Source organism: Nostoc sp. (genome assembly GCF_036917535.1).
In the GTDB taxonomy this organism is placed as follows: Bacteria; Cyanobacteriota; Cyanobacteriia; order Cyanobacteriales; family Nostocaceae; genus Nostoc.
The window spans coordinates 192,769-215,450 of sequence record NZ_JBALDA010000090.1 but is presented as its reverse complement, the minus strand read 5'-3'; the positions used below and the strand labels follow the sequence as shown (position 1 = coordinate 215,450).

Genomic DNA, 22,682 nt, shown 5'->3' with positions numbered 1-22,682 from the left:
ACCCAAATTTTCTATAACCAACTTTTTCCCCGACTTTTGCAACCCTATCACATAAAACTGCCGACTTCAGCCGACTGACAAAACAAAGTGCGATCGCTTAGGCTATTGGGCATAGAGATAAAAACTTAAGTATAAAAATATGCTTAATACCCTTAGCCCAATTGCAGAAGACTTAGCAGGTAAAAGCTATTCTATTCCTGATTACTTGCAAACACAGCGCCGCATTCGTTCCCTCATAGATAAAGATATTGCAGTCGAAAAACTACACGAGCGTCTGCAAGATTTACCGTTACAGTTTGCCAATCCCCAACCGCGTCCCTGGAAACTCATCGACTGGCAAACAATTAACCGTAATCAAATTATCGGCTTAGACGCAGAGGTATTTTTATCTATATTGATCGGTGCAATCGACACAGAAGCTCCCATTCGCGGCTATACCCAAACCAGTCGCCAGTATTTGGAAAAATTGCATCCTCAGATGGCTCGGTTTGTTGGTGGAACAGTTGGTAAAGATGGCGAACTCCTGGAACTTGGTTTATGGGAAAAAGAAGAACGTCAGCACACACCCGCATTAATCAAAATCTACACCCAATTAACAGGCGAGAAAATTACCCCAAAACTTCGGACAGTTAGAAGTTATCTTCCCACAGATGACGCCAAAGAAGACTTATATCGCCACGGCTTACACCGTATCGCCACAGAATACGGTGCTACCTGTCTTTATATTTGGTTGATGGCTCACACCACTGGCGCACTCCAGGATGTTCTAGAGGAACTAGCACAGGATGAAATTAACCACATGACCAAATTCTGGGGGTTTGGAGTCTGGGCTTTCCCTGATACTGGGTTGATGCGGATTGGACGCACGCTAATCAAAACGCGATCGCAAAATTATCAGCGTAACAACTTCATGCGTACTTTACGCCGCATGATGGGTACTCTCAACTGGAATGCTTGGTCATTAACCAACAAAATAACTCTCCTCTTCACGTTCATTTATACAATGCATCGCTTGTGGAGTTGGAACAATAGCCTCACACCAGACTATCTGCAAAATTTATTTGAAACTAAAAGGACAAATGATAAATGACAAATAACAAATCAAAATTACCCACTGATTTAAACCCCCAAAAAATCCCCCAACATATCGCTGTGATCATGGATGGTAACGGACGATGGGCAACCAGTCGAGGATTACCACGCATTGCTGGACATCGCCAAGGAGCAAAGACGCTCAAAGAACTATTGCGTTGCTGCAAAGATTGGGGAATTAAAGCGTTGACAGCCTATGCTTTCTCAACAGAAAATTGGCAGCGTCCCGTTGAAGAAGTGGATTTTCTGATGCATTTGTTTGAGCGATTACTACGCCGCGAGTTAGCTCAAATGCATCAAGAAGCAGTACGCATCTCGTTTATTGGAGATTTATCGGCTTTACCCAAGTCTCTACAGACAGAAATGGAACGTTCAATGACAGAGACGTTAAATAATCAAGCAATCCACTTTACTATTGCAGTTAACTATGGTAGCCGCAACGAAATTACCAGAGTTTGTCGTCAAGTAGCTCAACTCGTACAACAGGGCGAACTCAGCGCCCAAGAAGTGAATGAAAGTCTTGTAGAACAACATCTCTATACGGCAGATACTCCAGAACCCGATTTACTGATTCGTACCAGTGGTGAGATGCGATTGAGTAATTTCCTCTTGTGGCAAATGGCGTATACAGAGATGTATTTCACCGATACTCTTTGGCCAGATTTTAATCGAGAAGCATTTTATCAAGCTTTGTTGAGTTACCAAAATCGCGATCGCCGTTTTGGTCAAGTCAAAGCTTCATTATCAGCTTAGTGTACCAAACACCAGACATCGTGTGAAGAAGGCAGGAGGCAGAGGGCAATATTCCTTCTGCCTTCTGCCTTTCTTGATAAAGTAAAAGCACCCACATTACCAGGATGGTATATGAGCGCTTACAAATAAAACATTATCGAGGATAATCTATCTGCTATGACAGACCGAAGTAACTATAAGCATAGCAGGCACTGGGTAAATAAACTGCAAGGGTAGTTACAAATGTTTTGTTAAAAATATTACTTACCGGAAACGTGATGCTTGATTTAGGCAAAATCTAAACGATTGCGAAATTATATTCTCCCCAAGAACTCTTCGCTGCTTTGGTTTGGCAGCGTCGGTTTAATGAGTTTGATGGCGAAGAAGTAATTACTGACCTTTCCAACCATAGAAATTTATGGGCAAGCTTTCTGTTCACAAAACCAATCTTTGCACCAGATGAAAACGGTTTAAGCTTTGGTGGTATGGTCGATACCCTACTTGCAATGGCAAACTATCGTCCCATGCCTAAAACCAGCATCATCCATTTCATTGCCTATCCTGCCGATACACTATACATCCTTGCAGAGAACCAAGATACAAAAGTGTCTGAGCTTTTGGACTTGGGCAAAAAATGGCGAGCTGATTCAGTAGAGGTAAGTGATGGTACGAATGAAGATTATGGTTTGCGTCTGAAGCGCCGACTGAGAACTAGATTGGAAGGAGCGCTATGGGGTGAGGATGTTCAGCAGGATTGTGATGCGGTGGTTGTTGCCTATTGGTGGGATTAAATACTTGAAAGTTATTTCCACCGTTTTTTCTTGATCTTACCTGCACCCAAATTGAGCAGCGATCGCAGTCTCTTAATTTTTTTGAGTAAATTATTTCTTGTTAGGTATTAAGCCGAGGATTTCGGCTCAATACCTATATTCATTATCACAAAATCAGACTTATGTAAATTATTTTTTTGTCAATATAGCAATTATTTTTTATATTTGAACAGAGAAAATTTGGAAGGCTTATGAATCAAGCATTTTACGCAATCCATTGTTCAAAAACCATTTAGGATTGCTATCGTGATTATAGAAACTATCAATATGATGTATTGTTAATTCTTTCCAAAAATAGTATTTACTAGAATTTAATACCTGCGATATAAGCTGACGTTTTGATAAGTTAATTCAGAAAAAATCCTGATATCCAAAATTTAAAGTTAACAAGACTCTCTTGCTAAATCTACTTTAAATTTACTTATCAATCCATTTTAAAATCGCAATGAATTTTTCCACTATTTTATAGGTGTTGGGAGTCATGATGGCAAAATATCTACTAGCTTTTGCTAGTGGGATGGGATTTTTATGTTTAATTGTCGGGTTATCACCTGTGCAAGCCCTTCCTAGTTTAAAAATTGCAAATAAAAACGTAGCTGTTAATCAAAATGACGGCAGCTATGAAAAGAATCATTCTCATCAAAGCGATTTAACAAATAATATCTCTAGTAAATTGCTGATAGCTAATGAAACTCAAAAAAACTTACCCTCAGTCAATCAACAGCAAAAAATTCAAGATATAGGAGTAGATTCTGCTGTTAACTTGCGGCAGCCAATCATACCACAACCTGCAAGTTCATCTATATCCTCATACAAACTTGCACAAGTAACATCCGTATCGCAATTGTCTGATGTACAGCCGACTGATTGGGCTTTTCAGGCACTCCAATCTTTAGTCGAGCGCTATGGTTGTATCGCAGGTTATCCCAATCAAACCTATCGCGGTAATCGGGCGATGACTCGCTATGAATTTGCTGCTGGCTTAAATGCTTGTTTAGACAGAATCAACGAACTGATTGCGACTGCAACTGGTGATTTGGTCAATAAACAAGATTTAGCGACGTTGCAGAAACTACAAGAACAATTTGCGGCGGAATTGGCAACATTGCGGGGTCGAGTAGATGCTGTAGAAGCTCGCACAGCAGAACTAGAAGCAAATCGGTTTTCTACTACAACCAAACTCACTGGAGAGGCAATTATTGCTGGTATTGGTGCTACTGGTGGCGCTCCTAATCAAGATGACCCGAACATCATCCTAGTCAATAGAGTGCGGTTAAATCTCACCACTAGCTTTACTGGTAAAGATTCATTAATTACTGGATTGCAAGCCTATAACTTTTTGGGTGGAGCTGATGGACAGGGTAGCCTGCAACAAAGTTTAGGATTAGCTTCGCCACTTTTAAGTGCAAGTAGCGCTCGTACCAGTTTTGAGCCGCAATTTCCGGGGTTAAATGTCAATACTTTGTCGGGTGTTGGCGCAAACAGTATTCAGGTTTACAAATTGCTGTATGTCTTTCCCGTCGCTAATAAATTAACCTTATTTGCGGGAACTGCGGCAGAGACATCAGATGCTTTCCCAGTAATTACGCCTTTTTATGGTGAAGGACAAGAGTCAATTTCTCGTTTTGGCAACTTGAATCCTGTGCTACGGGTTTCTGGTGGTACTTCGGGTACTGGTTTAGCATCGGCGGCGGGATTTATTTTTAACATTTCGCCAAATTTTGATTTAAGAGCTTTATACGGTAGTGTAAATGCCAATTTACCCGAAAAATCTGCTAATGAAGCAGTACCAGGAGTTTCTACTACACCTTTGGGAGCAGGTTTATTTAGTGGTAGTAGTATTATTGCCACACAGTTAACCTTCAAGCCAAGTCCTGCTTTTGATATTGGTTTAAACTATGCCCACAGTTATCACGAAATCAATATTTTGGCTACAGGATTAGTTAGTAGTGATATCGGTGCTTTATCAGGGGTTGCAGTTGGAACACCACTCACACTCAACTCTGTTGGCGGTACGGTAACATGGCGATTGTCTCCCAAAATAGCATTATCTGGCTACGGTGCAGCAATATTTGTTGATGCTGCTTCCAATGCCGTGGATGCTTCCACCACCTTTACAAGTTGGATGGCGGGAGTTCACTTTAAAGATTTATTCAAGTCAGGAAACACTGCCGGAATTCTTTTTGGTCAGCCGCTTTTCCGTAGTGATACTGGTGGTGCTGCTCAACTTACGCCCGCAGGTGATAATCGAGCGACTCCTTACCATTTAGAAGCTTATTACCGCCTTCAAGTTAACGATAATATCAGCATTACCCCTGGTGCGTTTGTTCTCTTTAACCCAGAAGGTAACAGCAACAATGATACTACGACTGTAGGTGTACTTCGGACTACTTTTACGTTTTAAGAGATTGGGAGTAGGCAGTCAAAATCCCCCAATTTCTTGGGGGATTTTGAGATTGGATAACAAAGTTTACAGTAGACCTCTTGCATAAATCAACAATAAAGAACCCCACCCCGCATTTGAGTAAAGTAAACGTTCACCTCCCCGATGCTTTGGCTATCCATTAGTCAGATCTTTAAAATGAGTGTTGAAGATAAAATAATGACTAATAAATACGTAGAAACTCTGTAGATGTTTATTAATTAATATTGTTTGGTTTTTGACAAAAATATAGTCCCATTGCCTAAAATTTCTTGTGCAAAATTAGTGCGATGTCTATTGTGATGACTGAGCTTACCGAATGGTCAAAGTGCGGGCTACATTAAAAATAAATTATATAGGTGTAACTCATCGTAGATATCGCCCCACAGATAACCTAATTATTTCTTTTACCTGATTTAGCAGTTTGATTTGAAAGGTGGTGCTTTTGTATAACCCGCTCAATCTGGCAAGTCACCGCATCTATTCTATTTTTAACCTTATCAAAATCAATATTTGCCCAAATATAGGCTTTCTCAGGTCTTTGCTGCTTTCCTTTCATATATGGTTTTACTTGTCAATATATTTTGTTATATCTATACAATGTAGTCTTCTCAATTTTTAAACTACTTTCTCTAGATATATAAGTAAATATGCTTAACATTTACTTAAGGTTTTATCGCAATCCGATTTTATTTTTAAACTTATTTGCGTGGGACTCAAAGTACAGCACAAGCGCCAAAGGCGGAGAGTAGGGAATCAGCCTTAGTTATACAGAGTTTTTTCACGCAATCAAATAGGAGTCCTATAGCTCCTAGAAGTTCAACCAAACAATGATTTGATTAATATGGGCGCATATTATTATCTATCTATTGAAAGAGACGCGATATTTCGCGCCTCTAAGAACCAAAATCAAAATTCTAAGTGTTAGCTTAAATCTTTGTTTGTAGATATTGCACCAACTGCGGTGCTTGCATCACTCCCTCTATCCGCTCCACAGGCTGACCCTGCTTAAACAGTACTAAGGTTGGGAGAGAAGCAATTTTATACTCAGTAGCCAAATCTGTGTATTTTTCTGTGTCGATTTTGACAATCCGTAAGCGATCCTTAAGTTGGGCATTGACTTGCTCTAAAATTGGCACCATCATTTGACAGGGGCCACACCAGTCAGCGTAAAAATCTACTAATACAGGTACATCAGAAGCAGACAGCATATCTTCAAAACTGTTAAATTGCTTTTTCGTTGCCATGTGACACACACCGATTTTCAATTGTTTGTTTCAATAGTAGTTCTTAAAAAATAAAATCGGTATAGGTTCATAGGTTTTTGTTAGTAAAAGATTAGATTAGTTAATATTAGGATGATTTGCTAACCAAAAATCTTAAATAATTATAATAAAATACATATATTATGTTAGTTTATGCATCTAGATTAAATACGTATTTCAACCTATCACGATTGACAAAATCATTATAAAGGCTTTCACAAGAGTGATGTCTACAAAGGCTGTAGATGCAACACTTTCTAGTCTATCTAGTCAGGCAAATATATTACTTATAGTTATTCATCTATTTATAGAGAAGTAATTATAGATATTTAATTAGAGTAAAACGTTAATTATTGTTATTCGAGTTATATAGAAATCTTATTTGATTTGTGAGAATTGCAAACCGCAGATTCTCGATAACTTTTATGAAGTCGGGGATCTTGATTTTTGCGTGTTTGATTTAGCATAGCTATATTTAGGTAAATACGACGTATAACTTTATCATATTAGCTATCTAGCTTGCAGTATGACAGCAAGATTATCATCCCGCAAGAGTTAGATTTTATCCAGACAATATTCAGATTGTTCCCGAAATCGCCATAAGATAATTAGCGCGGTATTTCTAAGATTGAGGAACATTAAATGACACTATTACAAGATAAAGTCGCAATTGTCACAGGTGCATCAAGAGGAATTGGCCGCGCGATCGCAATTGAATTAGCCACCCAAGGAGCGATCGCAGTTGTCAATTATGCTAGTTCGAGTGCAGCTGCCGAGGCAGTTGTTACAGAAATTACAGATGCAGGAGGTCAGGCGATCGCGATCCAAGCTGACGTTTCTAAAAGCGATCAAGTAGACGCACTAGTTAACGCCGTCATCGAAAAGTTCAGTCGCGTGGATATTTTAGTCAACAACGCAGGTATTACTCGTGACACCCTGCTTTTGCGTTTGAAGCCAGAAGATTGGCAAGCTGTCATAGACCTAAATTTAACTGGTGTTTTCTTATGTACACGCGCCGCCAGTAAAATTATGCTGAAACAGCGATCGGGGCGGATTATCAACATTACCTCCGTTGCTGGACAAATCGGCAATCCCGGTCAGGCAAATTACAGCGCCGCCAAAGCAGGTGTAATCGGCTTTACCAAAACCGTCGCCAAAGAACTCGCTACTCGCGGTATCACTGTTAACGCTGTTGCCCCTGGATTCATCACCACCGACATGACTAATGATCTTAATAACCCCGAAGATATTCTCAAATACATCCCACTCGGTCGCTTCGGTCAGCCGGAAGAAGTCGCTGGCATGGTACGCTTCCTCGCCGCCGATCCCGCCGCCGCCTACGTTACTGGACAAGTTTTTAATGTCGATGGGGGTATGGTCATGGCGTAAATAGTCCTGAGTTAGGAGTTAGTGATTTTTGTAGGGTGTGTTACGCCGTAGGCTAACGCACCAATTTTATCTGGCGATCGCCGATTGCGAGATTTCCAAGAAATCTTCAGCTAATTTTGATTTGAACCTCACACGACTCGAAGTTGCGTAAGTTTCAAATCAACGATCTTTGTCTGAATTACTCTCTTGTCTTACAAATTCTCCACAGGCGTATCAAACACCCCTAAAATGCCCTTCTAATTTAATTACTTGAACGAGAGAATAACGCTTTCACACTATCAAAACTAACGACATAATCAAGGTTTTAGCTTATCCCGAGATCAGATTAATTAAGGACTTCTAAAGAAGAAATTATTCCAGAATGGTAATAAGCTAAACGTAGCATTTCGTAGATAAGCGTTAGCGAGTCTAAGAGCGTCACAGACCTTTGTAGAGATAGCTTCCATACGGAGAATAAACCATCGTAGGGCTAGCACTGCAATGCTCACCCTACAAACAACTAGGGCTGTTGGCGTATCCTTTGCCAGACTGTAAAGCCCAAAAGCAGGATAATGCTACTGGCGGTTGTCAGCATCACAGCCAAACTCATACCTTGTATTCTCATCGCTAGCAAGTTGAAAACTAAGGTAATTGACCAAAGGGTAAAGGCAGCATGGCGCTGGGAGAGTCCCCAAGCAAGTAAGCGGTGATGCAGATGGTCTTTGCCAGGAGTACTCAGAGGGTTATTTCCTGCTAGTAACCGCCGCACAAATACTTGAGTGGTGTCTAGCACCGGTAACAACAAAAATAAAACCGTGGGAATTAGTGCATAAACTGTGTTTTGTTGCAGTTTGCCTAAAATACTAGTTGCTGCCAGCACATAGCCAAAAAAGTATGCTCCGGCATCACCCATAATAATTCGTGACGGATGGAAATTATGGCGCAAAAATCCCAGCGCAGCACCTCCCAATGCTGCCAGTACTAAAATTGCCGCTGCACGATTGTTAAATTGGGCACCAACACCCAACAAACTCATGGCGGTAATAAAGCTGATTCCTCCTGCCAAGCCATCCATACCATCCATCAAGTTGATGGCGTTGGTAATCCCTACTACCCATAGTACTGTTAGCAACATGGACAGAAGCGAGTCGATGGGAGTGCCAAACAGGACTTTGACGCTGATGCCATTAGCTACGAGCAACAGCGCCGTGACAATTTGTGCCCACAATCGCACAGAGGGCGGTAAGCCGAACTGATCGTCGATAAAGCCCACAAGGACTAATATCGAACCCCCCAACAGAATAGTGAGCACCTGAGCCAATACATTTTGGAGTTCGATCGGTCGTAAAAGGCTAGCTAATACCAGCGCGGCAATCACACCCGCGTAGATAGCCAGCCCTCCGGCATTGGGTAAAGGTTCTCGGTTGAGTCGCCGGGCGTTGGGTTGGTCAGCCCAACCTACCCGCAGGGCGAATTTGCGTACTGTCGGAATTAAACGCCAAGTTACAAGCCAAGCCAAGAGGAACGTAAATACTACTGCCAACCAGCCGGTGCCGCTAGGGTCGGCAATACCAAGGGACTTAAGGGAGTTGTCTAAATTCATCTCCCAATTCAAGCATTACTGCCAGTATTTAATATGAGCATCACCTGTATATTAATCAATTTTTTTATTTCCATTTGTAACTTGAGCCGCTTGAGAGATTAGCACTCTGGCGCTGTGAGTGCTAAATTGTCTAATGGAAGCGCTGGAGAAATAAAACATGGCGAAAATTATTGCATTTGACGAGGAATCGCGGCGATCTCTAGAAAGGGGTGTTAACGCCCTTGCGGATGCCGTAAAAATCACCTTGGGGCCCAAAGGTCGTAATGTCCTTTTAGAGAAAAAATTTGGCGCACCTCAAATTGTCAACGATGGTATCACTGTTGCCAAGGAAATTGAATTAGAAGATCCTTTGGAAAATACTGGTGCAAGACTCATCCAGGAAGTGGCCTCAAAAACTAAAGATGTCGCTGGGGATGGTACAACCACCGCCACAGTATTAGCACAAGCCTTGATTCGAGAAGGTTTGAAGAACGTTGCGGCGGGTAGTAACCCTGTTAGCTTGAGACGCGGGATCGACAAAACTATTGAGGCACTGGTGCAAGAAGTTGCCAGGGTAGCCAAGCCGATAGAAGGAAGTGCGATCGCTCAAGTTGCCACTGTCTCTGCTGGTAACGATGAAGAAGTTGGTCAAATGTTAGCTCAAGCAATGGAAAAAGTCACCAAAGATGGTGTAATTACCGTTGAAGAATCTAAATCCCTGACTACTGAACTAGAAGTAGTTGAAGGGATGCAGATTGACAGGGGTTATATTTCTCCCTACTTCGTCACCAACAACGAACGGCAAATCGTCGAATTTGAAAACGCCAAAATCTTAGTGACAGATAAAAAAATCAGCAGCATCCAAGATTTAGTGCCGATTTTAGAAAAAGTTGCCCGTTCTGGTCAGCCTTTGCTAATTATTGCTGAAGATGTCGAAGGCGATGCTTTGGCAACTCTAGTGGTGAACAAAGCGCGGGGTGTACTTGCCGTGGCTGGGATTAAAGCACCTGGGTTTGGCGATCGCCGCAAAGCTTTGTTAGAAGATATTGCTATTCTCACCGATGGACAGTTGATTTCTGAAGAAATCGGCTTAAGCTTGGATACCGCTGCTCTAGAAGCGCTGGGAACTGCCCGCAAAATCACCATTGACAAAGAAAGCACCACAATTGTCGCTGGCAGTGTCACTAAGCCAGAAGTACAAAAGCGGATTGGTCAAATTCGCAGACAGCTGGAAGAAACTGATTCTGAGTACGATAAAGAAAAACTCCAAGAACGCATCGCCAAGCTTGCTGGCGGCGTGGCAGTGATTAAAGTGGGTGCGGCAACCGAAACCGAACTCAAAGACCGTAAACTGCGGATTGAAGACGCGCTGAATGCTACTAAAGCTGCTGTGGAAGAAGGTATTGTTCCTGGTGGTGGAACAACCCTAATTCACTTAGCTAAGGCGGTAGAAGCGATTAAAAACACCCTACAAAATGACGAAGAAAGAATTGGGGCTGATATTGTTGAACGAGCGCTAGAAGCCCCTTTGCGCCAAATAGCAGACAACGCTGGTGCTGAAGGTTCTGTAATCGTCTCGAAAGTCCGGGATAGCGACTTCAATATTGGCTACAACGCCGCTAACGGCGAATTTGAAGACTTGATTGCTGCTGGTATTATCGACCCTGCCAAAGTTGTGCGTTCAGCTTTGCAAAACGCTGGTTCCATTGCTGGTTTGGTCTTAACCACCGAAGCGATCGTTGTTGAAAAGCCAGAGAAGAAATCTGCTGCTCCTGCCCCTGATATGGGCGGCATGGGCGGTATGGGTGGCATGGGTGGCATGGGCGGTATGGGCGGTATGGGCGGCATGTTCTAATTTTTGCTAACCCAGATAAATATTTTTAAACAGTTTGTCTTGCCAAGGCAAACTGTTTTTTTATACCTACCATTGCTGATTCAGAAGCAATCAGGACTTACGCAACTGAGTGCGATCGCCATTTTATATTATTAAGGACTTACGCAAGTGTCACAAGCGAGTGTAGTTACCCCAATAACGCAACTTGGGTTATTTACACTACAGTGTACTAAATAATGATAATCAAATAGAGGGGAAGCAGGCGAGCAACACTCTCCTGCTCCTTCTATCATGAACGATTATCATTTTTATTGAAGTGATTTTGAGTATTTTAACTGATTGACAAAAGATACTTTATTGAAAATCTGACAAATGCACCGAGACAATTGTGTCAGTTGCGTAAGTCCTAATATATTTGGGTTTCAAGCATTTTTGAGCATTTGGTGTATTTTCCTTACTCTGTATAGGTTTGAGTCTTGTTAATGCCTCAAAAACTTTTAAGTCCTGTGAGTACAACTTACTACTAACAAAATGTTGATGACCAAATTAGCAACCTAAAAAATTGCTTAATCTAGAAATTGCCGTCTTTGCATTAATTTTTGTAAAATTACATGTAAATTGTCAGTTGCCGCGAGTCAATTATTTTTGCTAATGACTAATAATAAATGACTAATAACTATTAGGTAATATTGCATGGCACGAAAACGGCGTCGCCTTCCCAAAATAGTAAATAAGCTACATGAAGATGAGTTCTATCACCAACCAGGGACTATACCTGGAACCATTTTTATTGATGCAGATGCTCCACCACCGATAATTTTCTTGATTGACTATAACCAAACCAATTTCATCCACGAACAAATAGCAACCCCAGAGGAATGTGTTCCATATCTGGAGGCAGAATCGATTTCTTGGGTAGACGTACAAGGTTTAGGTAGTCAAGACATATTACAACGATTGGGTAATGTTTTTAAGTTACATCCTCTAGTTTTAGAAGATGTAGTTAATGTATCAGAGCGTCCCAAAACAGAGGATTATGATGAGCAATTGCTTTTTATTGCCCGGATGGTAGTAGCAAAGGAAAAAACATGTGGTTTTTATAGCGAGCAAGTAAGTTTGATATTGGGAAAAAATTATTTACTGACAGTACAAGAGGAACCAGAACATGATTGCTTTGAAGGGGTGCGATCGCGAATTGAAAAAAATAAAGGTATCATCCGTAAACAAGGAGCGGATTATTTAGCTTACGCCCTGTTAGATGCAATTATTGATGGCTTTTTCCCAGTGCTGGAGCTTTATGGTGAGCGAATTGAAGAGTTAGAAGAAGAGGTAGTAGTCAGACCTACTCCACAAACACTACAACATATTTATCAAATTAGGCGAGAATTATTGCAACTACGTCGTGCTATCTGGCCTCAGCGAGATGCAATTAATTCCTTAATTCGAGACGATCCTGATTTGATTTGTGAAGAAGTGCGAATCTACCTGCGAGATTGTTATGACCATACAGTGCAAGTGATGGATATGGTAGAAACTTATCGAGAACTAGCGTCTGGATTAATGGATGTGTACCTTTCGGCAGTGAGTAATAAAATGAATGAAATCATGAAGGTGCTAACGATAGTTTCAACAATCTTTATCCCACTGACTTTTGTGGCCGGAATATATGGTATGAATTTCAATACTGAAAAATCGCCATATAATATGCCTGAATTAAATTGGTATTGGGGCTACCCACTTTGCTGGGCACTAATGTTAGCGATCGCATTTGGTTTGCTATTCTTTTTTTGGCGACGAGGTTGGCTGAAAAATTCTGTAGAAATTAAGCACAATTAAAAATAGGACTTACGCAAAAATTGCTAAAAAGCTTAATTTCTTGAACCGCCAAGACGAGGCAGTGCGTTGGGGAGACAGCGCCGTGGCGAGGCAGTCGCTCAAAGGGGGTTTCCCCCAGGAGGAGCTGCCGAAAGGGTTTCCCGACTTGAGGCGACTGTAGTCGGCTCTGCCGACTTGAAGCAACTGCCGTGCCAAGAGGAGGACACTTCCGTGGACGGGTTTCCCGACTTGAGGAAAGTGTCCGTCGCCGAGAATTTGTAGAGTGTGCGTAAGTCCTAAAAAATTGTAGATTAGCGACAAGTCAAATATACATTCATTAGCCAATACGTTTGGGTTAAGGGAGAGGGGGCAGACAAAAGGGAAATTTCTTCTTGTGCTTCTCATCCTTGTCCCTCTTGTCCCTCTTGTCCCTCTTGTCCCAGTGAAAAGAAGATGCTTAACTGAACCGTATTGATTCATTAGCACCAGGAGTTAAGATTTTGAATTATGAGGAGTAGCGACCAGAATTTAGTAATTTTGACGATTTATATTATCGGTGTTTCTTATGTTTTCAACCGCATGATTGAATCTATCGATGACCAAGTTAAATTTGAGTTTAAGAAAGGAATTGTTGACGAGCAACTCAAAGAACAAAATCTCGATGATAAAATTGGAATTTCCTTTAAACTCAAACCCTCATATCCAATTGACGATTTGAAAGATTTAGGAATTAGTATTGAAAATAAATCCGATAATGTTGCCCTATACGTTGACTGGGATAACAGTTCTTTAGTTGTTGAACATAGTAAACAATCGCGCCGCGTAATTCGAAAATCACCAGACTTAACCCGCGACTTAGCAGTACCCCAAAGTCCTAGCCTGATTGCTCCCAAGAAAACACTTACTGAAACAGTGACAGCAGAAGATGTTTTCGAGCGCGATCAAGTAGCTGGAACCTATTTAGCAAAAAAACCACTAATTGATATCAATGGGCTAAAAAAAGGGCAAAAAAAGTTGTACAACGACTTTCTTAACAGAAAAAAAGAGTTGGATTTTTCCCTGCAATTAGTGCTTAGGATATCTGAAGTGCGTTTAGGTCTATCTCCAGGTCGTGATTTTCCTCCCATTAGTATTATCAATTGTCCTTTCACAGTCAGAAAATTACCTTGGACTTACGCTTTACCTTGGAATAAAAAAAAGCAATAACCGTCAACCCTTTCTGTCAACGGGTACACTGGATCTAAGGAGAGAGTAGGCGCAGGCGGTTGCAGATCAGTCATAGTCACTGGTTTGAGGAAAGTCCGGACTCCCGAAAGACCAAACTTGCTGGATAACGTCCAGTGCGAGCGATCGTGAGGATAGTGCCACAGAAAGATACCGCCAAAACAATTCAAAATTCAAAATTCAAAATTCAAAATTAAGGATTTTGAACCAAGAATTTTGAATTAAATTTGGTAAGGGTGCAAAGGTGCGGTAAGAGCGCACCAGCAGTATCGAGAGGTGCTGGCTCGGTAAACCCCGGTTGGGAGCAAGGCGATAGGAACTACGGTTGGTCTTTTACCAGTTCCGCTCAATGAGAGCCGCTAGAGGCGTTTGGTAACAGGCGTCCCAGATAGATAACTGCCCTCGCAAGAGAACAGAACCCGGCTTATGTCCTGCTCTCTCCCCTGCAATGGAGTATAAACCTTTGACAGTTTGTACTCCATTTTTGTACAGATTTTGTGCGATCGCTAATTCATCATTTAAAGCATTCCCAGGATCTCTAATGCTGTATCCAGATGCCATTTAACGCGATAGAGTCCAAAGAGTTTCTCTTGACTGTACCGTGGCTGGGTACTCTAGTTTCCTTCCCTCCATCGTCACCTTGAGTAATGCTGACTGCTCTGGTGTCGGTGTTCCCATAGCTTCTAGTGTCGCTTCTAGCGCTTCTACTTGAGAGAATATGGGAGACTTTAATCCTTTATTTTCTGACACTTGCTTGCAGGCTACAACAGGAAAAGTCAGGAGTGCGTTAATGTAAGATGCTTTATCAGCAGGGTTTCCTATTGCTTGGATGCCGTACTGTATCAGGCATAAATCGCGTAACGCTCTCAAGCTTTTAACTTCTAATTCTGTGCGCGTAAACATAAAATAGAGTTACCTCTTGTAAAAGTGGGAATCGGTGGGCAACAAGTTTCTCAGGCTAAGATGCCCATCGATTTAACATTCTCTACTGATATACACGTGGAGAATAACTTTATTTGTATTTCTATACAATGTCTAAAAATAAAGGTAATCCAGATAACTTAAAGCCATTCACCACAGACAGAGAGCGACCATTAACTGAATATTTACATTTACGTGTCACCAAAGAAATGAAGGAAGAGGTAAAAGCTAAAGATGATCCTCCTGAATTTTGCCGTCAAGCTATCCAAGAAAAGCTAGATAGAGAGAAGTAGCGAAAAGTTGCTAGATTAATAGTCCAAGAACTTTAGGGATATAAGATAGATAACTAGTACCGCAAGACGGAAGTCAAAAGTCAAAAGTCAAAAGTCAAAAGTATTATGGAATGGGCTTTTTAGGGATTTTAAATGATTGCTCTATTTACGCCGTAGCGTACTAGTTGCCTTCCCCTGCTCCCCTTGCTTCCCCTGCTCCCCCTGCTCCCCTGCCCCCTGCCCCTTGTCACGTAATGCCCCTTGTCTATCCACGCCGTCAACGGCAACTCGAAAGTTTAGTCCAAAAATTTGGTTTGTCGCTAGAAGCACCTATAAAGTGGGAACTGCTGGATTTAGCGCTAACTCATCCGACTGTCTCTGATTCGGCAAATTATGAACAACTGGAGTTTGTTGGCGATGCAGTGGTACGGCTGGTATCGGCTGTTGTGTTATGGGAAAATTATCCCGATTGTCCAGTAGGGGATTTTGCGGCAATTCGTTCAGTATTGGTGAGCGATCGCATCCTTGCCCAATTGGCCAGAGTTTATGGTTTGGAGTTATACTTACTAGTCGCTGGCAGTGCTACCGCTGATAAAGTTGGTCTAGAGTCACGACTGGCAGATGCCTTTGAAGCAGTTTTGGGTGCCCTTTACTTAAGTACTCAAAATCTGGAATTGATTCGCTCTTGGCTAGATCCGCACTTTCACCAACTAGCAACAGAAATTCGCCTCGATCCTGCCAGACTAAATTACAAAGCTGCTCTCCAAGAATGGACTCAGGCGCAATTTAAAGTTTTACCAGAGTATCGGGTTGTAGAAGTCACTCAACCGCATCGCAATCAAGAACGTTTTATGGCTGAAGTGTGGCTGCACGGAAACAAACTCGGAGAAGGTAAAGGACGATCAATCAAAACTGCTGAACAAGCCGCAGCTAAGGTAGCTTTTTTAGCAATTCCTAAACCGCAAATACCCTGAGCTTAAAAGAAGGGCGATTAGTCGATAATCAGTTGATTGTCAGTGATCATTTGTCCCTCATCCTTTGTATACAAATGACAAATGATAAATAACAAATAACAAATGACAAATGACAAATAAAATTAATATTGCTGTCATCGGAGTTGGGCGTTGGGGAGTGCATTTGCTGCGGAATTTCTTAGCACATCCCCAAGTAAATGTAGTTGCTGTAGTAGATCCCCATCCAGAACGATTAGCGGCAGTAAAGCAGCAGTTTAATTTAGATGAAAATGTAGTATTGACAACCCAGTGGCAAGATTTGAAGAAAGTGCCGGGGTTGATCGGGGTGGCGATCGCAACTCCAGCTACCACTCACTATGCTTTAATTAAAGACGCTCTCCAACAGGGATACCATGTTTTAGCTGAAAAACCCCTAACTCTCGATCTAGCAGAATGTCGGGAACTTTGCCAGTTGGCAGAGCAGCGTCATTTAATACTGATGGTTGATCATACTTATTTATTTCACCCAGCAGTTGAGCGAGGAAAAACTGTAGTACAAGCGGGTAAATTAGGTGATTTACGCTATGGCTACGCCACCCGCACCCATTTAGGGCCTGTTCGGCAAGATGTTGATGCGCTGTGGGACTTAGCGATTCACGATATTGCTATTTTTAACGCTTGGCTGGGTCAAATTCCTATAAAAGTACAAGCAACGGGTACGGTGTGGCTACAGGGAGCAGGGGAGCATACTTCTCTACGAGAGGCTGCGCCAACGACTGCGCTCAGTAACCAGGGGAGCAGGGAAGCAGAGGGGAAGAAAAATACAAATTCTCCTCTGCCTCAAGGTTTGGCTGATTTAGTATGGGTAACACTGACATACCCAGATGGCTTTCAAGCTTATATTCATTTGTGCTGGCTGAATCCTGATAAACAGCGACGGCTGGGGATTGTGGGGAGCCTTGGTAGTTTGATTTTTGATGAAATGTCGCAATCATCACCTCTTACCCTACTACATGGAGAGTTTCAACAGCAGGGCAATCAATTTATTCCAGTAAATCAGAGGCAGGTGGTGCTGGAATTAGAGCCAGGTGAACCATTGGCGCGGGTTTGCTCTTGCTTTGTTGTCTTTATTCTCAACAATACTCTTTCAGAGATTTCGTCTGGCTGGGTAGGCACACAGTTAGTAGAAATTCTTGCTGCACTAACAGTATCTCTTGAGCAAGGCGGCAAACCTGTTTTTCTTAACAACTGCTCTCAACTGTAATTTTCCGTTAAATAAAACTTATCCAAAGTTTTCCAAATTAGACCTTTATACTATAATCCACGAAGCTCTGAGATTCATCAACGGAGTTCAAAGACTCGTCCGCGAGTATCAAAGACTCGTCCGCGAGTATCAAAGACTCGTCCGCGAGTATCAAAAACTTGTCCGCGAGTATCAAAGACTCGTCCACGAGTATCAAAGACTCATCCACGAGTATCAAAGACTCATCCACGAGTATCAAAGACTCATCCACGAGTATCAAAGACTCGTCCACGAGTATTAAAGACTCGTCCACGAGTATTAAAGACTCGTCCGCGAGTATCAAAGACTCATTAATGCAGTTCAAAGGCTCATTAATGGAGTTCAAAGACTCGTTCACGAGTATGTCTCAAAGATTCATCAGGTTTTTGGCGAGTTTTTCGTGAGTCTTGATAAAATCTGAGAACGTATTGGCATGATTATGCACAACCGTATATTTACTATTTTATTTTTAACTCTATCTCTGGCTATCACACCTCAGTTTGTAGTTGCTCAAAACAATATTGAACAGCTATTTCAACAAGGCGACGCTGCCGAAACAGTGGGTAATAACTCCCAAGCAGAGACAATTTGGCGTCAAGTTTTGCAACTTGAACCCAATAATGGCAAAGCTTATAACAATTTGGGAAATGCTTTACGGCGACAGGGGAAACTAGAGGAAGCATTAGCAGCTCACCAGAAAGCATTACAACTCAATCCTAATGATGCCGAAGCTTATGTTGGTATAGGGAATGTGCTAAATGCTCAAGGGAAACTAGAGAAGGCATTAGCATCTCACAAGAAAGCCTTGCAACTCAACCCCAACTTGGCTACTGCTTACAACGGTCTAGGCAATGTGCTCAGTAACCAGGAGAAATTAGATGCAGCAGTTGCAGCATATCAAAAAGCAATTAAGCTAGATCCCAAATATACTTTTGCTTACTACAATCTCAGCATTGCCCTGAGAGAGCAGAATAAATTAGATGCAGCAGTTGCAGCATTACAGAAAGTAATTCAACTTAATCCCAACTATGCTCTTGCTTACTACAAGCTGTGTGATGTGTTGGACGATCAGAAAAAACTTGATGAAGCAATAACAGCTTGTCAAAAATCCGTTCAACTAAACTCACAAGATGCAAAAACTCATAACCTTATTGGCTACATTTTTAAGAAACAGAAGAAATTAGATGCAGCAGTTGCCGCCTTCCAAAAAGTAATTCAACTCAACCCCAACTATGCTTATGCTTACAACAATCTCGGCATTGCCCTGAGTGAGCAGAAGAAATTAGATGCAGCAGTTGCCGCCTTCCAAAAAGTAATTCAACTCAACCCCAACTATGCTTATGCTTACAACAATCTCGGCAATGCCCTGAGTGAGCAGAAGAAATTAGATGCAGCAGTTGCCGCCTTCCAAAAAGCAATTCAACTCAACCCCAACTATGCTACTGCTTACTACAATCTCGGCATTGCCCTGAGTGAGCAGAAGAAATTAGATGCAGCAGTTGCCGCCTACCAAAAAACAATTCAACTCAACCCCAACTATGCTACTGCTTACTACAATCTCGGCAATGTCTTGAGTGAGCAGAAGAAATTAGATGCAGCAGTTGCCGTCTACCAAAAAGCAATTCAACTCAACCCCAACTTAGCTCTTGCTTACAACAATCTCGGCAATGTCTTGAGTGAGCAGAAGAAATTAGATGCAGCAGTTGCTGCCTACCAAAAAGCAATTCAACTCAACCCCAACTTAGCTCTTGCTTACAACAATCTCGGCATTGCACTCAGAGAACAGAAGAAATTAGATGCAGCAGTTGCCGCCTACCAAAAAGCAATTCAACTCAACCCCAACTATGCTTATGCTTACAACAATCTTGGCAATGCCCTTAGAGAACAGAAGAAATTAGATGCAGCAGTTGCTGCCTACCAAAAAGCAATTCAACTCAACCCCAACTATGCTTATGCTTACCACAATCTCGGCATTGCCCTGAGTGAGCAGAAGAAATTAGATGCAGCAGTTGCCGCCTACCAAAAAGCCCTAACATTGCCAGAAGACAATTCTGGAACCTTAGCCAGCGTTCATACTCTCGCTAATACTGGCTTGGGTTTAACGTTCCGACAGCAAGGAAAACTAAAAGAAGCCATTGAACAGTTTAACAACGCAGAAGCAATTGACCGTAATTATGTCTATGCCAGTAACAACAATATAGAAGCAAGACGGTCATTGACGGAGCAAGAGAATAAATTAGGTAGTGTAGAAGACGATCGCCAATGGTTGCCTAAAGATGATCCTACTGTACCCATTAAGCGTTCTGTGGTACGCATCACTGCGAATTTTCCTGTAAGTATTGAACGCCAGGGAACTGAGAGTGGAACTGGTGTAGTAATTAAGCGAGAAAAGAACCGAACATTAATCCTCACTAATCGTCATGTCATTTTTGATGGCTATGACCAGGGAAAAAATATTCAGGTTGAATTTTTCAGTTCACCGCCGTCAAACCGAGTGCGAATGCGACGAGATGCCAAGCTGTTCAAAATGACTTCCATAGACGGACAACTCGATTTAGCTATTTTGGAAGTTATTGGTAAACTGCCAGAAGATATTCAACCCTTACTCATCTCCTCAACTGCAATTACTCCGAAAATGCCCATTCGGGTTATTGGTCATTCTGCTCAAAGAGGAGAAGATAAATCTTGGTCTATGGAATCAGGACAAATCAGCTATCAAAACCAGCGATTAGAAATATCTCAAGCTGCACTCCAACCTGGTTATTCTGGCAGTCCTGTACTTGACTCGCAAAATCGGCTTTTAGGCATCGTCGTTACACGCAGAAAAAGTGAAGACCGAGATTTTGCTTATCCCATATCTAAGATTCAAAAACAACTGTCCACTTGGAACATTAAATAGCCCTTTGTACAGACGCGATTAATCGCATCTGTACTTCTTTATTTTCAACAAGCCATGAATTATAAAATTATTCTTACCAGCCTATTAATTCTCAGCCTCAGCCATCTTCCAGCTGCTGCTTCTTGCCCAGAAGGCAATCCCCAATCTACCGATTATATCCACCGCAAACCACCCAACCGTTGCGAAGGTATCATAGAAGAACCCCTAAGCGGCAATACCTTAAGCCTAATTTCCATTGCTACCCACAACCTTGCCAGTTTCAATAAAACTCTCACCCTACAAATTCCGCAAATAAATGGTGGAAAAAACCCTCAAGTAAAAGTGCAATCATTAGATGATAAATATCACTATCAATTGGATGACTTGTTATTGACTAACAATGGTTCACGTTTCAGCTTTAGCTGGGATACTTACGTTCTCAGACAAGCAAAAATACCAGCAAACAAACTCCGCGCTCTAGCATCCTATAGCCTGGATTCCCAACCTGTGTATGTTCCAGTCATTCTGGGGCAAACTTCTGGTAAGTATGAATTTGTTTTTTATTCCGAGGATCGAGTAAAATTTACCAACTTTGAAATCCTCTCCAAAGGTCAACCAGCAATCTATAGCACTTCCCGCCCTAACCCGAAAAAAGGTGAAACTATTTTTACCTGGGATGGTCGCAATGCTCCATCTGGACGCTATGAACTGCACTACGTTGCTTTTATTGATCGAAGAGATGAACCTAGCGATCGCATCGAAAGGCGAATTGTATTTGAACATAACCCAAATTGGTTGAAATAAATCATGGCATCTCGGCAAAAAGCCAAACAAAATTTTCCCAACTTCATCAAGATTCGCCAATGGTTGAATTTTATAAAAAGAAATTTAACTGCTTTGTTTGTAGTCAGTACTTCCAGGCTAAAGCGCTTACTACAGGCAATTTCAACCCATCAAAATTCATTTTTGGCACTACTGTTACTTTTATTTTTTACTTTCCTCACCTTTGCCGCTATTGTACCAGGCACTCATATATTTGAAGGTAATATTATTGCTCAAGAAATGAGTTTTGTCTATAACGGAGAAGAATCCAAACTCTTTCTTCAAGATATTCGCGGCATCAATAAACTAGAAAATCAAGGCAGACAAACCCTAACTTTCACAGGAAATTTTCAAAGTGAAACTTGGCCAGAAATTAATAAATTAAACTCTTTAAAAATCCAACTTAAAGACGGCGAGAGTAGATGGATTATGGCGTCGGCTAATCCTCAAGATACCAGTGAAATCAGCCTTGATGAACTACGGCTACAACCAAATACAAAAGTAACTGGACTCAGTTATGACTTTTATCGTAATCAACTGGCTTTTTCTCTGCAACCTAACTCTAATTTAAACCAAAAAATTAACCCAAATACGTTAGATCTAGATTTAAGTGAACAACCAATCAAAGTTATACTAGAAGGTTACGAATTACTAGATTTTAAATTACCAAATCAGCCAGACACCCAAGTACCATTAGAGTTTATTGTCAACCCAAATAATAAAAAAATTAACTTAGAGATAATGCAAAAAACCAGTATTGATATTACTGTAGCTAAAACTCCCAAATATGAATCAGAACAATGGTTTAGAGGAAAGATAAAAACTGAAAATCTGCAATTTATAGATGTAGATAGAACTGGTAAAGATGTCAGAGATGATTTAAAAATTTCTACTATTGTGGAAGGAAAAATCCGCATGGCAGAACAGGAACGAGATATTAAACAAAATCAGTTTCTCATGGGAGAAAACCCTAAGATTCCTCTAAATATTCAAGAAATACGCCATCTGCAAATTGTCCCCAAAAAAGGCATAGAAGCCCGGTTTTATGGAGAAACTAAAGAGATTCAAATCGGTTTAGATCCAGATTTTCCAGTTTCGAGAATACAGGGTAGCTGGTTAGATGGTGTTTTACCTCGTGATGCAATTATTGCGCTGTTCTCTTTTGGGGCTGCTACGGTTGCTAATCTTTTATCTTGGTTATTTAGCAACGCTTCTAAATCAGCACCAAAAGCATAGCGATCGCGTTGATGAATAATTTGGGATGAAGCGATCGCCAAAAAGAGTATGTTGCAGTAATTCATTCGGTGTTGGTGAGCGTAGGCGCAACCCGCGTAGGCATCGTATTCTCGCCCAATTAGCCAGAGAATATGGTATAAATGGACTTTTGACT

At 41.5% G+C, this 22,682-nt stretch carries 19 protein-coding genes and 1 other RNA gene; 15 read left to right on the top strand and 5 right to left on the bottom strand.

Features of this window, described 5'->3' with window-relative positions:
* Window positions 1-139 precede the first annotated feature (139 nt).
* The 4 genes from V7K56_RS29310 to V7K56_RS29295 all read left to right on the top strand — a co-directional run bounded on the left by V7K56_RS29310 (window position 140) and on the right by V7K56_RS29295 (window position 5,058).
* Window positions 140-1,090: a ferritin-like domain-containing protein gene (locus tag V7K56_RS29310; RefSeq protein ID WP_334916303.1), complete on the top strand. Its 951-nt coding sequence runs from the start codon at window positions 140-142 to the stop codon at window positions 1,088-1,090.
* Entirely contained in the window at window positions 1,087-1,845 is a 759-nt protein-coding gene (locus V7K56_RS29305; RefSeq protein ID WP_334916301.1) for an isoprenyl transferase, read from the top strand. The genes V7K56_RS29310 and V7K56_RS29305 overlap by 4 nt, the downstream gene beginning before the upstream one ends.
* Before the next feature lie 323 nt (window positions 1,846-2,168).
* Window positions 2,169-2,615, top strand: a complete 447-nt coding sequence (locus V7K56_RS29300) for a hypothetical protein (RefSeq protein ID WP_334916299.1) — start codon at window positions 2,169-2,171, stop codon at window positions 2,613-2,615.
* Window positions 2,616-3,138: 523 nt separating this feature from the next.
* Window positions 3,139-5,058: an iron uptake porin gene (locus V7K56_RS29295; protein WP_334916512.1), complete on the top strand. Its 1,920-nt coding sequence runs from the start codon at window positions 3,139-3,141 to the stop codon at window positions 5,056-5,058.
* A 412-nt stretch (window positions 5,059-5,470) separates the two neighbouring features.
* Here the strand turns inward: V7K56_RS29295 and V7K56_RS29290 are convergent, their stop codons facing one another.
* Entirely contained in the window at window positions 5,471-5,635 is a 165-nt protein-coding gene (locus V7K56_RS29290) for a hypothetical protein (protein WP_334916297.1), read from the bottom strand.
* Window positions 5,636-6,005: 370 nt separating this feature from the next.
* The gene (gene trxA, locus V7K56_RS29285) at window positions 6,006-6,323 is read right to left on the bottom strand and encodes a thioredoxin (RefSeq protein WP_322670357.1); all 318 of its coding nucleotides are present in this window, start codon (window positions 6,321-6,323) and stop codon (window positions 6,006-6,008) included.
* Between the two features lie 660 nt (window positions 6,324-6,983).
* Here trxA and fabG point away from each other — a divergent pair.
* Window positions 6,984-7,730, top strand: coding sequence for a 3-oxoacyl-[acyl-carrier-protein] reductase (fabG, locus tag V7K56_RS29280; RefSeq protein ID WP_334916294.1), 747 nt, complete (start codon window positions 6,984-6,986; stop codon window positions 7,728-7,730).
* A 499-nt stretch (window positions 7,731-8,229) separates the two neighbouring features.
* Here fabG and V7K56_RS29275 read toward each other — a convergent pair whose 3' ends face one another.
* Window positions 8,230-9,312, bottom strand: coding sequence for an MraY family glycosyltransferase (locus V7K56_RS29275; protein ID WP_334916292.1), 1,083 nt, complete (start codon window positions 9,310-9,312; stop codon window positions 8,230-8,232).
* A 157-nt stretch (window positions 9,313-9,469) separates the two neighbouring features.
* On the opposite strand from V7K56_RS29275, the gene groL reads away from it, so the two are divergent.
* Both groL and corA read left to right on the top strand, forming a co-directional pair.
* Window positions 9,470-11,146 (top strand): chaperonin GroEL, encoded by a 1,677-nt coding sequence (groL, locus tag V7K56_RS29270; protein ID WP_334916290.1) that lies wholly within the window; start codon window positions 9,470-9,472, stop codon window positions 11,144-11,146.
* A 672-nt stretch (window positions 11,147-11,818) separates the two neighbouring features.
* On the top strand, window positions 11,819-12,961 hold the full coding sequence (gene corA, locus V7K56_RS29265; RefSeq protein ID WP_334916288.1) for a magnesium/cobalt transporter CorA: 1,143 nt from the start codon (window positions 11,819-11,821) through the stop codon (window positions 12,959-12,961).
* Window positions 12,962-12,970: 9 nt separating this feature from the next.
* Here corA and V7K56_RS29260 read toward each other — a convergent pair whose 3' ends face one another.
* Entirely contained in the window at window positions 12,971-13,345 is a 375-nt protein-coding gene (locus tag V7K56_RS29260) for a hypothetical protein (RefSeq protein WP_334916286.1), read from the bottom strand.
* A gap of 102 nt (window positions 13,346-13,447) precedes the next feature.
* Here V7K56_RS29260 and V7K56_RS29255 point away from each other — a divergent pair, with 102 nt between their 5' ends.
* Both V7K56_RS29255 and rnpB read left to right on the top strand, forming a co-directional pair.
* On the top strand, window positions 13,448-14,146 hold the full coding sequence (locus V7K56_RS29255; protein ID WP_334916284.1) for a hypothetical protein: 699 nt from the start codon (window positions 13,448-13,450) through the stop codon (window positions 14,144-14,146).
* A gap of 42 nt (window positions 14,147-14,188) precedes the next feature.
* Window positions 14,189-14,606, top strand: an RNA gene (rnpB, locus tag V7K56_RS29250) — RNase P RNA component class A.
* A gap of 119 nt (window positions 14,607-14,725) precedes the next feature.
* Here rnpB and V7K56_RS29245 read toward each other — a convergent pair.
* Window positions 14,726-15,067, bottom strand: a complete 342-nt coding sequence (locus V7K56_RS29245) for a hypothetical protein (RefSeq protein ID WP_334916282.1) — start codon at window positions 15,065-15,067, stop codon at window positions 14,726-14,728.
* A 128-nt stretch (window positions 15,068-15,195) separates the two neighbouring features.
* On the opposite strand from V7K56_RS29245, the gene V7K56_RS29240 reads away from it, so the two are divergent.
* From V7K56_RS29240 to V7K56_RS29215, 6 genes are all read left to right on the top strand, one after another.
* Window positions 15,196-15,378 (top strand): hypothetical protein, encoded by a 183-nt coding sequence (locus V7K56_RS29240; protein ID WP_099104126.1) that lies wholly within the window; start codon window positions 15,196-15,198, stop codon window positions 15,376-15,378.
* A gap of 233 nt (window positions 15,379-15,611) precedes the next feature.
* Window positions 15,612-16,331 (top strand): ribonuclease III, encoded by a 720-nt coding sequence (rnc, locus tag V7K56_RS29235; RefSeq protein WP_334916280.1) that lies wholly within the window; start codon window positions 15,612-15,614, stop codon window positions 16,329-16,331.
* 109 nt (window positions 16,332-16,440) lie between these two features.
* Window positions 16,441-17,574 (top strand): Gfo/Idh/MocA family protein, encoded by a 1,134-nt coding sequence (locus V7K56_RS29230; RefSeq protein WP_334916279.1) that lies wholly within the window; start codon window positions 16,441-16,443, stop codon window positions 17,572-17,574.
* Window positions 17,575-18,031: 457 nt separating this feature from the next.
* Entirely contained in the window at window positions 18,032-20,491 is a 2,460-nt protein-coding gene (locus V7K56_RS29225) for a tetratricopeptide repeat protein (protein ID WP_334916278.1), read from the top strand.
* A 54-nt stretch (window positions 20,492-20,545) separates the two neighbouring features.
* Window positions 20,546-21,274 (top strand): hypothetical protein, encoded by a 729-nt coding sequence (locus tag V7K56_RS29220; RefSeq protein ID WP_334916276.1) that lies wholly within the window; start codon window positions 20,546-20,548, stop codon window positions 21,272-21,274.
* Between the two features lie 3 nt (window positions 21,275-21,277).
* On the top strand, window positions 21,278-22,528 hold the full coding sequence (locus tag V7K56_RS29215) for a hypothetical protein (RefSeq protein ID WP_334916274.1): 1,251 nt from the start codon (window positions 21,278-21,280) through the stop codon (window positions 22,526-22,528).
* Window positions 22,529-22,682: the final 154 nt, after the last annotated feature.

Coding starts and splice junctions, on each gene's coding strand:
- V7K56_RS29310 (WP_334916303.1), top strand. CDS start 140: ATGCTTAATACCCTTAGCCCAATTGCAGAAGACTTAGCAGGTAAAAGC.
- V7K56_RS29305 (WP_334916301.1), top strand. CDS start 1,087: ATGACAAATAACAAATCAAAATTACCCACTGATTTAAACCCCCAAAAA.
- V7K56_RS29295 (WP_334916512.1), top strand. CDS start 3,139: ATGGCAAAATATCTACTAGCTTTTGCTAGTGGGATGGGATTTTTATGT.
- V7K56_RS29290 (WP_334916297.1), bottom strand. CDS start 5,635: ATGAAAGGAAAGCAGCAAAGACCTGAGAAAGCCTATATTTGGGCAAAT.
- trxA (WP_322670357.1), bottom strand. CDS start 6,323: ATGGCAACGAAAAAGCAATTTAACAGTTTTGAAGATATGCTGTCTGCT.
- fabG (WP_334916294.1), top strand. CDS start 6,984: ATGACACTATTACAAGATAAAGTCGCAATTGTCACAGGTGCATCAAGA.
- V7K56_RS29275 (WP_334916292.1), bottom strand. CDS start 9,312: ATGAATTTAGACAACTCCCTTAAGTCCCTTGGTATTGCCGACCCTAGC.
- groL (WP_334916290.1), top strand. CDS start 9,470: ATGGCGAAAATTATTGCATTTGACGAGGAATCGCGGCGATCTCTAGAA.
- corA (WP_334916288.1), top strand. CDS start 11,819: ATGGCACGAAAACGGCGTCGCCTTCCCAAAATAGTAAATAAGCTACAT.
- V7K56_RS29260 (WP_334916286.1), bottom strand. CDS start 13,345: ATGAGAAGCACAAGAAGAAATTTCCCTTTTGTCTGCCCCCTCTCCCTT.
- V7K56_RS29255 (WP_334916284.1), top strand. CDS start 13,448: ATGAGGAGTAGCGACCAGAATTTAGTAATTTTGACGATTTATATTATC.
- V7K56_RS29245 (WP_334916282.1), bottom strand. CDS start 15,067: ATGTTTACGCGCACAGAATTAGAAGTTAAAAGCTTGAGAGCGTTACGC.
- V7K56_RS29240 (WP_099104126.1), top strand. CDS start 15,196: ATGTCTAAAAATAAAGGTAATCCAGATAACTTAAAGCCATTCACCACA.
- rnc (WP_334916280.1), top strand. CDS start 15,612: ATGCCCCTTGTCTATCCACGCCGTCAACGGCAACTCGAAAGTTTAGTC.
- V7K56_RS29230 (WP_334916279.1), top strand. CDS start 16,441: ATGACAAATAAAATTAATATTGCTGTCATCGGAGTTGGGCGTTGGGGA.
- V7K56_RS29225 (WP_334916278.1), top strand. CDS start 18,032: ATGCACAACCGTATATTTACTATTTTATTTTTAACTCTATCTCTGGCT.
- V7K56_RS29220 (WP_334916276.1), top strand. CDS start 20,546: ATGAATTATAAAATTATTCTTACCAGCCTATTAATTCTCAGCCTCAGC.
- V7K56_RS29215 (WP_334916274.1), top strand. CDS start 21,278: ATGGCATCTCGGCAAAAAGCCAAACAAAATTTTCCCAACTTCATCAAG.